Source organism: Planktothrix prolifica NIVA-CYA 540, assembly GCF_963864145.1.
GTDB lineage: Bacteria > Cyanobacteriota > Cyanobacteriia > Cyanobacteriales > Microcoleaceae > Planktothrix > Planktothrix agardhii.
Window position 1 is genome coordinate 1268485 of the sequence record NZ_CAWLTW010000001.1, and the last position, 13247, is coordinate 1281731.

Below are 13247 nucleotides of genomic sequence, written 5' to 3' on the forward strand. Positions count from 1 at the left end.
GGGTGGGTATAGCTAGTACGACAAATCAGAATATCATCAACTTGTTTTTTAAACCTGTCATCGTTGAGGGAACCAAACTTAACAAAGGTGCCGATATCTTGCCAACAACGGATATATTCTTTGCGGTTATCCCGATATAATTCTTTCAGACGGTCAGCGACTTTTTTCGCCACATAATCGGCAATTTTACGGACGGTGCGATTACTTTGTAAAGCACTGCGGGAAATATTTAAAGGAATATCCGTACTATCAATTACCCCCCGTAATGGCATCAAGAATTTGGGGATAATATCTTCGCAGTGGTCACTGACAAAGACCTGATTACAGAACAGTTTAATATTGCCCTGGGTGACATCCACATCGGGTTTGAGTTTGGGAAAATAAAGAATCCCATTCACAATAAAAGGATAATCCGTATTCAGATGTACCCATAATAGGGGTTCTTCTTGGAAGGGATAGAGATAGCGATAGAGTTCTAAATAATCTTCTTCGGTTAAATTATTAGGAGATTCCCGCCAGGGTGCTTTTTGGCGGTTGATGATTTCGCCGTCCAACTTAATCGGGACGGGCATAAAATCACAATAGGTTTTAATTAATTGACGGATGCGGGAGGGTTCGGTATATTCGATTTCCTCATCCATCAAAGTCAGGGTAATAGTAGTTCCCCGTTGGATGCGGCCAGAGTCTTCCAGTTTAAATACCGGAGAACCATCGCAAATCCAGTGGACGGCTTGGGAACCCTCTTTGTAGGACAGGGTATCAATTTCGACTTGACGGGCTACCATGAAGGAGGAGTAAAACCCTAAACCAAAATGACCAATGATAGACTGGTCAGAATTGGCTTGATATTTTTCGATGAATTCTTCGGCGCTGGAAAAGGCGACTTGGTTAATATATTTTTTGACTTCCTCGGCGGTCATCCCGATGCCATTATCGGTGATGGAGAGGGTTTTGTTCTCTTTATCGAGGGTGATGGTGATTTCGGGTTCGCCCGCATCCCCGGAATATTCCCCAGACCGCGACACCATATTCAGTTTAGCGATGGCGTCAACGGCGTTAGAAACCAGTTCCCGCAGGAAGACTTCATGGTCTGTATAGAGGGATTTTTTGATAATCGGGAAGATATTCTCGGTATGGATTGTAATCGTTCCCTGTTCAAGTACAGTCATAGTGATGTCAGGTTATCTATAAAATCATGGTTGTATTTAGATTGTGTGCGATCGCTGTTCCCTTACTAGGGATGGATCACCGCCCCAAAGTTGATTCGGATTTCCGCATCTGCAATTTAGCTAATTTTTCGCTAAATTCCAAATTTGCTGTTGAGAGTTGTTGTAGAATATACTGTTTCTGTTCTTCATTAAACAATTGATTGAATTTTTGACCAGAGGTATTATAAATTCCCTGTTGGACGGAAACCTTCCAATATTCAAAGGGTAAGATTACGTTTTCAGCAACTTTCTGATAATTCTCTAACATTGTAGGTTCATATTTTACGCCAATAAAATCGCAAAGTTCAGATAAAACTAAAAGTTGATTATCAATTAATTGTTCATATTGAACTAGGATATGATTGGGTTTATGGAGATGGTTCAAACTTAACCGAACATCATTAATCCATTGTCTGATACAACGGTCTAAATCCCAAGCCCCTCGCCAGTCTTCAGGATACTGGTGAGTGACATCATAAAGGGATGTGACAACATCGGCCCCATTCCTAACCAAATGAATAAATTTTGCACCTTCAACTCGTTTTTCAATATAGCTAATATAATATAAATTTCCAGGGGTTTTTTCTAACCATAGGCTTTTTTCTTGTTGTTGGGTTAATTCATCTAAAACTCGAATAAATCCCTTGATATACTGAATAGTAAAAACCGCCGTTTTGGGTAAATATCGTTCCAATTCGGGATGACCTGTTTCTACTAAAAATTGGTCAAATCGTTGTCGAGCTAAAGGAGAAGGAATTCTCAATTTTCTCCGCCAAGTTGAACGATTTCCCAATAAATAGCGGAAAAAATGGGATTCAGGAAAAGAGGCAATTTGAGAATGAGCCGCTAATAAACTTTGTAATAGCGTTGTTCCTGACCGGGGACAGCCAACTAGAAATAATCGGGGGTAAGAATGTTTCAACGGAAGCCAGACCTCTACTGATAGCTTTAGGGTAATTTATATTATACAATTTGTTTAGGCGAATTGTCATCATCGGAGGTTAAATTTAATGCTAAATACTTCAGCAAGGACACTATTTATTACCCTTGATTTACCCTATCCCCCCAGAGCCGGAGCGCCCCTTCGTAATTGGCAGAATATTAACCTGATGAAACAATATGGGGATGTGGCTGTATTGTCTATTTTCAAAGGACAACCACCGGAAAAAACCTTACCCGGGATTGAAAATTGGTATCACTATGATTTGGGGCAAAAACGTCCTTTAAAAGAACGCTTAGAACGTCGTTTATCGGTGTTACAACCCTGGAGATATTCTTATATTGACTGGTTTTATACTCAACCTGCTGTCGAATTATTAAAACAAATTCTTCAAGATTTAAAGCCTTCTATAGTAGTTTTTGAGCATTTATGGTTATGTCGTTACCTTCGAGTTGTTCAAGGTTATCCCTGTAAAATTATCTTTGATGAACATAACATAGAAGCGGATTTATTTGAGCAAAAAATTCATCAAATTATAGAGTTTTTACCCAAAATCAAGATGAACTTACAAAAAAATTATATTCAATCAATGGAAAGAAAAATTGCATACAAATCCGATCAAATTTGGGTGTGTAGTCAATCCGATGCTGATAAACTACAACAGCGATACGGACATAAACTCAATCCTTATGTTGTCCCAAATGGAATCAATGTAACTAACTATGAAACTGTGCGTAATGGTCAATGTACTCCAGCTTTTCAGGCTCAATTTAACCCCCATACTTTGATTTTTATTGGGACATTTAGTTATCCTCCCAACGTCGAAGCAGCACAATTTTTAACTCAAGAGTTTTATCCTAAAATTAAACAGCTTTATCCTAATACTTTATTAATTATTGTCGGGAAAAATTCCCCCCCAGCTTTAACAGCCGCAACACAAAAAGAACCTGGAATTTTATGGACAGGATTAGTTGAAGATGTTAAACCCTATTTAGCAGCAGCTAGTGTGGTAATTACTCCTCTATTTAAAGGGGGAGGAACTCGCTTAAAAATATTAGAAGCCTTTGCCGCTGGTCGTCCCGTTGTTAGTACCACAAAAGGGGCTGAAGGGCTAGAAGTTGAAACTCAAAAACATTTATTAATTGATGATACAGTCGAGGGAATGGTTGATGCTGTTAATCAATTTTGGTCGAATCCTACCCTGTATAAAAACTGTGTTGATAACGCTTATAATTTAGTTAAAACTAGATATTCTTGGGAAGCGGTTGCTGATAAAATTCAACCCTTAATTCAAAAATTGATATCTCAAGATTAATTAACTTTTACCTAGAATATCTTGATAAAACTGTGCCGTTTTTTGAGCAATTAAGCCCCAATCTAAAGCATCACATTCCTGTTTAACTAATATACTTAAAGCTTGTAAATCAATCGTGGTGCTTTGTTGTAATGCCTTTAGTAAACCTTGTTCATCATTAGGGTTATATAAAAGTTGACTAGCAACTCCCAAAGTTTCAGCAATTCCACCTAAATCCGGTGCAATAATAGGTTTATTATAGGACATAGCTAAAATTAAACTTCCTGATGTTAAGATTTTTTCAAAAGGAAACACAACCACATCCGCAGCACTGAAAAAAAGATGGATTTTACTAGATTCAATAAACTTTGGAATCAGAATTAATCCAGGGATATCTTTAGAAAGTTCCTGTAATTCTAAATAATAAGAATGGTTAACAGGTCTCCCCGCAATCACCAAGGTATCATCAGCAAAAATATCTTGATTGTTTTTCCAAATATCAATCAATTTTTCTATTTTTTTATAGGGTTTGAGGAAGCCAATATTCATATAAATCCGACCTGTTAAGGGTAATCCCAACTGTTTGCGAGCGTCAATTGAATTAACAGAAGCCCCATAAACCTCTCGATAATGACCATGGGGAATAACAATGGCTTTTTGGCTATTAAATTTAGAGTCAGTTTCTACTAATTTCAAACTGGAATAACTATGAAAAATAATCCCATTAACTAACTTTGATAAAATCTCCCTTGTCCAAGATTCTAATTCTGAAAATTTATCATCATGGGAAACTTGGTTATGAACTGTCCAAACAATTTTAACTCCCAACATCCGAACTAAAATAATATCCAATAAAAATTTGATACAAGCCAGCAATTTATATCCTTTTTTCGGTGCATTGATATAAAAATCTAACCAGTGCAAATGAACAATATCAACCGCAGGAGGTTGATTTTTTAAAACACCTCTTAAAATTGGAAAATAGTTTAGATAATAATACCAAAATTCAACTTGAATCTGTTCTTGTGCTAACCCTTGGGAAAGTAGGGATTGATAGGGGTTATCGTTGCGAAAATCTGGTAGCATTAAAATCTTAATTTTGGTACAAGGTGCAATGTCTTGAGAATTCATAATTTGAGGTTTACAATCGAAAATATTTTGATAAAATAAAATATAAAGTTAATCTACTATAGATTTTCTAGTTATTGGCTGGATATTTCATTAATTTTGTCAACATTATTTTAAGTTTTATAACTATGGCTATTATCTCTGTTATTATTCCCGCCTATAATGCAGAAAAAACGATTCGACAAACCATTGATTCCGTTTTAAATCAAACCTTTCAAAACTTTGAAATTATCGTAATTAATGATGGTTCAACGGACTTGACTTTAGATATTGTTTCTGGTATTAATGATCCTAGAATTAAGATTTTTTCCTATCCTAATTCTGGGGCGGCTGTCAGTAGAAACCGAGGATTTGATGTTGCCAAAGGTGAATATATTGCTTTATTAGATGCCGATGATCTTTGGACTTCTGATAAATTAGAAGCTCAATATAATGCTTTAAAAAGCCATCCTCAAGCGTCTGTAGCCTATAGCTGGACAGATTATATTGACGAGTCAGGGAACTTTTTAAAATTCGGTAGACATCTAACTTTTAATGGAGACGTTTATCCTGAATTATTAGTTCAAAATTTTTTAGAAAATGGTTCTAATCCTTTAATTCATAGAGAATCTTTTGCAGAAGTTGGAGGATTTGATCAATCCCTATTGGGGGGACAAGATCGAGATTTATATATTCGTTTAGCGGCTCATTATCATTTTGTAGCAGTTCCTTTGGTTCAGGTATTTTATCGAATGTCTCCCAATTCTATTTCATCTCAAATACTCCGACAAGAAAAACAATGTGTAGCGGTTATTGAAAAAGCCTTTTTACAAGCCCCTCCCTCATTACAGCATTTAAAAAAACAAAGTTTAGCCAAAATTTATAAGTATTTTATTGATCGTGCTTTACAAGGATATCCCTCCCCAGAAAAGGGTCGTGCTACCATCGGATTTTTATTCAATTATATTAGATATGATTCCTCCGCTTTACAACAATGGAGATTTTGTCTGATCATTCTTTTTAAAAGTTTAATTATTGCTTTATTTCCACCGTCAATCGCCAAAAAAATCTTATCTACCTTAAAAAAGATTGTTTAGTATTCAGTTGTTTTCACCTGAGAAAACTAAGATTTTTTGAATATAACTTTTTGTAAAAAATAAAAAGGACTGATAGCACTCGCTCGAAAAAACTTCAATTCACAAGCAGCAACGATATCAATTTCAATATCTTTTTTATGCTTAATTTGATGTTGAATATAACGTTTAATACCTCCTAACATAACTTTAAAAAATGTTATTGTTTTTTTCCATTTAGGCGTGATTAACATTCTAAATTCACAGGATTTTAAACCATATAAAGAAGCCAGAGATAATAAATATTTTTTTTCGAGACGATCAGAAGGGATATAGTGATTAAGGTGCATTTCTGGGTTGTACCAAATTTCCCAACCTCCCTTATATAAATTTAAGGAAATTTCATAATCATTTCCCCCTCGTCCCGTATTCATGAGTTGCAAAGGAACGTGATCTAACCATGCTTGTTTACGCACAACTAACCCCGCACCAGAAGGAAGTTTTAACTGTTCTGGACAAAATAAAAAGGATTGATCACCACTTTCTCGAATAGCTAATAATAAATGTTCAATTCGTTTAAAATTTTCAGGAGGTTTGACTTCATAAATACCATGAATTTGACCCCCATAACTTCCAGCTTTAGGATGTTCTTGACCAAATAAATAGGCTTGTAAAACCCAATCTGAATTAGGGAAATTATCATCATCGAGAAATCCAATTAATTCTCCTTGACTTTCTTCTACTCCTTTTTGTCGGGCAAAAGCAATTCCCTGTTTTGCTTCAAATACATACTTTAGCGGAAAAACTTCCTGCCAAGATATGATCATATTCTGAACTACATCAGCCGTTTGATCATTACTATTATTATCAACAACAATAATTTCCCAAGTGATATTTTCTGTTCCGGTTTGTAATTGCAATTTCTCCAAAACATCAGGAACCCGACTGGCACCATTATAGGTGGGAATCACAACAGTAAAATCGATCATAATTTTTTTAGATAAGATGTTTTCCACAAATAAAAAGGACTGGTCACACTACTTTTTAAAAATTCCAGTTCACAGGCTGTCACCACATCAGTTTTTAATTCTTTTCGATGTTTCAGATAATAAGCGATCGCTTTTCTAATATCATTGGCTAACCCTATGGGAAATAATAACGGCCGTTGCCAAGGTTTTAACCGTAACATCCGAATATGATGCCGTGCTAACCCCGTACTCCGCATCAAAAATAATAAATACTCCCTTTCTAATCGTTGTTTGGGAATTTGATGATAGAGGTGCATTTCTGAATTATACCAAATTTCCCACCCAGCATTTTGAATATACATGATCGCTTCTAAATCTTCACTATTCAAAATAGATTGACTAGAACGTCCAGTTAAAAATGTTTTTTCCGGTACATTTTCGACCCAAACTTGACGACGCACCACCAACCCAGCAGAAGGCGGTAACATCTTCAGATTGGGTTCATATAAATGGGGATTATCTCCCCGTTCAGTAATAGCAAAAAAACCAGAAATCCGATTAAAATTAGTCGGGGTTTCTACTTCATAAACCCCATGGATTTGACTTCCAAATGCGCCAGCTTGAGAATGTTCTTGAGCAAAATTATAGGCTTTTTCCACCCAATCTAAGTCAGGAATAGTATCATCATCTAAGAAGCCAATCAACAAAGATTCCGACTCTTTAATTGCTCTTTTTCGGGCGAAAGCTGCCCCTTGTTCTGTTTCTAAACAGTATTTTAAAGGAACATTATCTAACCAATTATGTTGATAATTTTTAACTAATTCTGCGGTATGATCTGTGCTATTATTATCAACAATTAAGATTTCCCAGTTGATCTGTTCTGTTCCGGTTTGCGATCGCAATTTTTCTAAAACCGCAGGTAAACGGGTCGCGCCATTATAGGTAGGAATAGCGATAGTAATATCAACCATAATGAGTGATAGGGATTAAAATTTCCTGTTTTTATTATAGCTCAGTTGAATAGCAAGAGACGGTGCACCAAATGTTTCTTACTATTCTAAGTACCTAAACAAAATTAATTACACATCCTCCACCCTGTTCCCTCCCCCCCTAGCCCCCCGTGCACGGGGGGTTTGGGGGGGCTGTTCCCTCTCTCAACTAGGTAATTTATTTTGTGTAACTACTTATCAAGACCTATTCATCTTTCACCGTTTCAACGGTAATAATATCATCCCCCTCTGCTGTTTTAGAAGTGTTTAATATCACGGGTTTAACGTCCATTTCTAATGGGTCAGATGTGTTTTTTCGCAACGGTTGAACATTCATAATTAACGGTTCTTCTTTCGGTTTAGAAATCAAAGGTTGATGATTAAACACTAATTTGTCATCTACATGATCCACATAAATTGTATCTCCCGTTATGAATTTTTGTTCTAATAATAAATTAGCAATATGGTTTTCTACTTCCCGTTGAATTGCTCGTTTTAACGGTCTAGCCCCATAGACTGGATCATAACCAATATCCGCTAAATAATCTAAGGTTGCTGGTGATAATTCAATAGATATTTTCTGATCCGATAATAACCTTTGAATCCGTTTAACTTGAATCGCCACAATATACCTTAATTCCCCTTTACTTAACGAATGGAATAGAATAATATCATCCACACGATTTAAAAATTCCGGGCGAAAATGCGATCGCAAAGCCGTCATAACTCGCTTCTCCATTTCCCCATAACGGGACTCATCCCCCGCCACATCTAAAATATGTTCCCCCCCAATATTACTGGTCATTACAATTACGGTATTTCTAAAATCAACAGTCCTTCCTTGCGAGTCGGTAATTCGGCCATCATCTAATACCTGTAATAAGATATTAAACACATCGGGATGGGCTTTTTCCACTTCATCAAATAAAATCACCGAATAGGGATGACGTCGCACCGCTTCCGATAGTTGACCGCCTTCGTCATAACCCACATAGCCCGGAGGCGCCCCGACTAGCCGGGAAACCGCGTGTTTTTCCATATATTCAGACATATCAATCCGAATAATCGACTCCTCACTATCAAATAAAAACTCTGCTAACGCCTTCGCCAACTCGGTTTTTCCCACCCCCGTTGGCCCCATAAACAGGAAAGATCCAATCGGACGACCGGGATCTTTCATCCCCGCCCGCGCCCTTCTAATAGCAGCAGAAACGGCCGCCACTGCCTCCTGTTGCCCGATTACCCGTTGATGTAAATGACTCTCTAAGCGCAATAATTTTTGCCGTTCTGACTCCAATAAACGGTTAACAGGTATACCAGTCCATTTAGCAATAATCCCCGCGATATCGGCTTCTGTAACCTCCTCACGCAACATCGAAGAACCCTGGGATTGTAACTTAACTAATTCCGCTTCTTTGCCTTCCCGTTCTTGATGTAAAACTTCCAATTGACCATACTTTAATTGGGCGGCTTTGTTTAAATCATAGGCCCTTTCTGCCTGTTCAATTTGTACCCTTAATTCTTCTTCATCTTCCTTGAGTTTATTAATACTATCTAATAGGTGTTTTTCCCCTTGCCATTGGGAGGCGAGTTTTTCCTGTTTGGTTTTTAAACTTTCAATTTCTTCCTTAATTCTGCCTAAACGAAGGGCTACCCCGCCATCATTTCGGCGGTTACTTTCTCCCGTTCCTAAACTTTCGCCTTCTATGGATAATTTTTCCATTTCTAACTGCATTACCCGCCGATCAATTTGTTCTAATTCAACGGGTTTAGAAGTTATTTCCATTTTTAATTGGGCGGCGGCTTCATCGACAACATCAATGGCTTTATCTGGTAAAAAGCGATCGCTAATATAACGACTTGATAACATTGCCGCGGCTACCAAGGCACTATCAGTAATTTTTACCCCATGATGGCGTTCATAACGGTCTTTTAATCCTCTTAAAATTGATATCGTATCTTCAGGAGAAGGTTGATCGACATAAACTTGTTGAAACCGTCTTTCTAGGGCGGGATCTTTTTCAATATGTTTACGATATTCGTCCACAGTTGAAGCGCCAATACAACGCAATTCTCCCCGGGCTAACATTGGTTTTAATAAATTACTAGCATCCATTCCTGACGAACCGCCCCCGGAACCCGCCCCGACAACGGTATGCAATTCATCAATAAATAATACAATTTGCCCTTCGGAATGGGTGACTTCTCTTAATACCGATCGCAGTCTTTCTTCAAATTCTCCCCGATATTTTGCCCCGGCAATTAAACTCCCCATATCTAGGGAAATTAACTGGCGATTTTTTAAGGATTCTGGCACATCTCCGTTCACAATTCTTTGAGCTAAACCTTCCGCAATGGCGGTTTTTCCTACTCCTGGTTCGCCAATTAAAACCGGATTATTTTTAGTTCTGCGAGATAAACAACTGACCACCCGACGGACTTCTTCATCCCGACCGATCACCGGATCAAGTTTTCCAGCTTTAGCGAGTTCTGTTAAGTCTTTACCATATTTTTTTAAGGCTTCATAACTGGTTTCTGGGCTTTGGGTTTCGACTTTTGAACTACCTCGAATCGCTTTAATCGCCTCCTCTAATTTGGGACGTATGGAGGGAGCACTTGATGGGCGATCATAACCCGGACGTCCGGGGCGTTGACTGGTAGGTTGTTCTCCGGCTAAGAGTTTACGGCCAATGCGGTCATCTTCTGAGAAGGCCAGGATTAAATGTTCTATGGAGATAAAACCATCTTGTAGGGTTTGACGAGCTTCTTCTGCCTTATCTAATAGGATATCAAGGCTTTGTCCCAAATATAAATGTTCAATGCGTCCAACTCTGGGTTGACGTTTGGTGAAGGCTTCCAACTGTTGGCCAAAAATATCCGTATCGACTCCCGCCCGACTCATGAGGTTAGTGGCGAGTCCATTTTGTTCCAGTAGGGCGGTGATCAGATGTTCGACTTCTAAATTCTGATTTTGAAAACGACGCGCCACATCCTGGGATTTAACCACGGCTTCCCAGGCTTTATCTGTAAATTTTGTCGGATCGGTCGGTTGCATCGTTCAGGTTGTCAATAAAGGGTAAAAATAACCAACAATATACTGCCCCTATTGTAACTATATCTGGGCGCAACCCGTTAATTCATTTTAAATGAAGGACAGTTATCTATTAAATGGGGACGTAAACTTAAAAACAAAGGTAATGCTATAATCACAGTTTAAATAAACAACAACTTACCGATATAGCGGGAGTCTCTAAGGGGGAAAAAAGATGAGCTTAGATAATACAAAAATAGAAATAACTGTTTCTTCAGAATGGGCTGAACAACTCAATCAATTATCCTTAGAAACTGGACATTCCTTAGAAGAATTAATTCAAGAAGCTATTGGTCAGTATTTAGATAAAACTAGGGTATTTTTGAGTAGTCAGTCGGTTGATTTGGAATATTTTAATCTCCAAAAAGAATTATTGAATTTACAGGAAAAAGTCGAATCTTTAAAACCATTATTAAATAAAGTTGCTAAATTAGAAGCCAAAATAGTCGCATTGGAAAAAATAGTTATCCCTGAACTTTCTATTTCCCCTAGTTCTACTTTTTCCCAACTTTTAGCCGATGATAATGATCAAGATGAACCGGATGAAATTCTGACGGATTTTTTAGTGGATTAGTTAGCCCTTTAGGGCTTACTAGAGGTCTAGGGGAGCCATAATTCCTAGTTTTTCTTCTAATAAAATTTTAAGGAGAAATTGGGTAATAAAAACCAAACCTAGTCTAGCTTGAGCTAACTCAGTTTTGCCTTGTTTGACTTCTCCCCAGATTTGACAATAACGATAAAATTGTTGAAAACTTTGGCTAAATTGATCGGCAATTTTGAGCCATTTTTGAGGACTAGCAGAACAGAATAGAATATCAACCAGATTCACAGATTCGGTTAGTAGCTGATATTCATAACTTTGGGTAAATTGTAGTTTTTCCTGGGGATTTAACCAGGGAATTGGGGGAGAATGGGGACTAATTTTTAAGGGTAATGTAGAAATTAGGTTAGATGCTTCTAAGGTAATTAACTGATCGCGATCGCCCAGACGCAATAAGGAACAACAGCGAGCATGACTATATTGAATCCCAAATAGATCGGGCAGAATTTGCCGATCCTGAATTGGAGTGGATATCCAGGGATATCGGATCATTTGTTCTAACCAAGCGGCAATTCCGAGATCGGTGAACTCAAACTGCAACATTCCCGAAGGTAATACCTGAATCGTGACATCCGGCGGGAATTTACCTAATTCTGCGTTGAGGGTTTGGAACTTCAGACCGATGGACGTGGCCAGATCCAAAGGGGATTGATGCAAACGGGAAGCTAATTTCAGGGCGATCGCCGATCCATAGATTACGCCAGTTTGATTTTTAATCCGATTTACGGGAATTTCCTGAGAGTCAGCCGTATTAATTCCTAAACAACCCAAGGTTCTTCCCAGTTGTGCCCCTAACCTTCCTGCTAGAGTTAGCATGACTGATCAAACTCCATTGGCAAGTTGTTCAAATCTGATATTATCAGTAGATTGGGTTAAGGCATTACCAAAATTTTTTGAAATTTATTTTTGAAAAGAATTGATTATTGATTCCCAAAGGGATGTGTTTTTTGCTACATTGGTTAAGATGTCTTAAGCCCATATACTTCAAGTCTAAAACACACTGTTCAACCTCTAAGTAGGTAGGCGTAATTAAACCTAACTATGTAGATAGGGTAAACCCTTGCTGTAAATGGCTTTCAGCCACACTGGGATGGTGGGATATTCTCGCCCACCTACTTAGGTGTCTTAATATTCCTCCTGCCTTTGATTGTGATTGAAAAATTTTAATGAGCCGATCTAATGATGCAGTCTTCCCCGATTCCGACCGATTCTAACCGACCGTTTTTAACTTGGCAACGGATTACTGACTGGGCGCAGGAACATTACCGTTGTCGAAGTTTCAGTAAAGATGAGCGGATTCCAGCCCGTCCGGGGTTACTTTATTTAGTGCAACGGGGTACCGTCCGGTTAGTGGGTAGCGCCGAACTAAAATATGCCGAGAGTAAACCCAAATCCAGACCGCGTAATCGCAAATTAGACCAAGCCTTTTTGGGTTTTGTCGGTGCGGGTCAACCCTTTGAATTAATTGCCCAGTCGCCCTTTAGCCTGCAAGCCTATAGCCACGCCGATGATACAACGATTTTATGGATGTATTGGCATGACTTGGATAACTGGCCCCATTTTCGTCGGGAAGTCCTCGATGCTTTCCGGTATCAACATCAACGGAAATTACTGTGGTTAAGTATATTGGGTCAACGACGTACCATTGACCGACTTCTAGGATTTTTGACCTTACTGATTGAAGAACACGGCGAGTATTATACCAGTGGTGACAGGGAAGATGGGTTTAAGGGTTATCGTCTCCCTTGGTCATTAACTCATTCTCAAATTGGTAGTGCGATCGGGACTACACGGGTTACTGTAACCCGGCTGATGGGGAAACTCCGTCAACAAAACCTGATTTATACTCAGGATGATAACTTCATCTGTATTCCCGTTGACCCGGAAACCCAGAATCAAACCTCAGATTTAACAGCAGAATCAGGCTTTGAGGAAGAAGAATAATCAGTCATCAGTGTAGAGACGTGCCATGGCGC

Annotated in this window: 10 protein-coding genes and 1 pseudogene; 4 read left to right on the forward strand and 7 right to left on the reverse strand. The window is 38.3% G+C overall.

The window, feature by feature from the left end; all coding sequences use genetic code 11:
• A pseudogene (htpG, locus tag AC559H_RS05825) lies at positions 1 to 1169 on the reverse strand (molecular chaperone HtpG); the annotation flags it as partial.
• Positions 1170 to 1245: 76 nt separating this feature from the next.
• Positions 1246 to 2130: a sulfotransferase family protein gene (locus tag AC559H_RS05830; protein WP_043937037.1), complete on the reverse strand. Its 885-nt coding sequence runs from the start codon at positions 2128 to 2130 to the stop codon at positions 1246 to 1248.
• An 88-nt stretch (positions 2131 to 2218) separates the two neighbouring features.
• Here AC559H_RS05830 and AC559H_RS05835 point away from each other — a divergent pair, with 88 nt between their 5' ends.
• Positions 2219 to 3463 (forward strand): glycosyltransferase family 4 protein, encoded by a 1245-nt coding sequence (locus AC559H_RS05835; RefSeq protein WP_026786703.1) that lies wholly within the window; start codon positions 2219 to 2221, stop codon positions 3461 to 3463.
• Here the strand turns inward: AC559H_RS05835 and AC559H_RS05840 are convergent, their stop codons facing one another.
• The gene (locus AC559H_RS05840; protein WP_026793997.1) at positions 3464 to 4573 is read right to left on the reverse strand and encodes a glycosyltransferase; all 1110 of its coding nucleotides are present in this window, start codon (positions 4571 to 4573) and stop codon (positions 3464 to 3466) included. It lies immediately after the preceding gene.
• A gap of 125 nt (positions 4574 to 4698) precedes the next feature.
• On the opposite strand from AC559H_RS05840, the gene AC559H_RS05845 reads away from it, so the two are divergent.
• The gene (locus tag AC559H_RS05845; RefSeq protein ID WP_026793998.1) at positions 4699 to 5646 is read left to right on the forward strand and encodes a glycosyltransferase; all 948 of its coding nucleotides are present in this window, start codon (positions 4699 to 4701) and stop codon (positions 5644 to 5646) included.
• A gap of 26 nt (positions 5647 to 5672) precedes the next feature.
• Here AC559H_RS05845 and hpsE (AC559H_RS05850) read toward each other — a convergent pair whose 3' ends face one another.
• The 3 genes from hpsE (AC559H_RS05850) to clpB all read right to left on the reverse strand — a co-directional run bounded on the left by hpsE (AC559H_RS05850) (position 5673) and on the right by clpB (position 10634).
• Positions 5673 to 6611, reverse strand: a complete 939-nt coding sequence (hpsE, locus tag AC559H_RS05850) for a hormogonium polysaccharide biosynthesis glycosyltransferase HpsE (RefSeq protein WP_036832643.1) — start codon at positions 6609 to 6611, stop codon at positions 5673 to 5675.
• A complete protein-coding gene (gene hpsE, locus AC559H_RS05855) occupies positions 6608 to 7561 on the reverse strand; it encodes a hormogonium polysaccharide biosynthesis glycosyltransferase HpsE (protein ID WP_043937033.1) in 954 nt (317 codons plus the stop codon). Before hpsE (AC559H_RS05855) ends, hpsE (AC559H_RS05850) begins: the two co-directional genes overlap by 4 nt.
• 223 nt (positions 7562 to 7784) lie before the next feature.
• Positions 7785 to 10634: an ATP-dependent chaperone ClpB gene (clpB, locus tag AC559H_RS05860; RefSeq protein WP_081692307.1), complete on the reverse strand. Its 2850-nt coding sequence runs from the start codon at positions 10632 to 10634 to the stop codon at positions 7785 to 7787.
• 211 nt (positions 10635 to 10845) lie between these two features.
• Between clpB and AC559H_RS05865 the strand changes: the two genes are divergently transcribed.
• On the forward strand, positions 10846 to 11244 hold the full coding sequence (locus AC559H_RS05865) for a ribbon-helix-helix protein, CopG family (RefSeq protein ID WP_026793999.1): 399 nt from the start codon (positions 10846 to 10848) through the stop codon (positions 11242 to 11244).
• Between the two features lie 18 nt (positions 11245 to 11262).
• Here the strand turns inward: AC559H_RS05865 and AC559H_RS05870 are convergent, their stop codons facing one another.
• The gene (locus AC559H_RS05870; protein WP_051319620.1) at positions 11263 to 12087 is read right to left on the reverse strand and encodes a DALR anticodon-binding domain-containing protein; all 825 of its coding nucleotides are present in this window, start codon (positions 12085 to 12087) and stop codon (positions 11263 to 11265) included.
• A 366-nt stretch (positions 12088 to 12453) separates the two neighbouring features.
• Here AC559H_RS05870 and AC559H_RS05875 point away from each other — a divergent pair, with 366 nt between their 5' ends.
• A complete protein-coding gene (locus AC559H_RS05875) occupies positions 12454 to 13215 on the forward strand; it encodes a Crp/Fnr family transcriptional regulator (RefSeq protein WP_042151964.1) in 762 nt (253 codons plus the stop codon).
• Positions 13216 to 13247 lie beyond the last annotated feature (32 nt).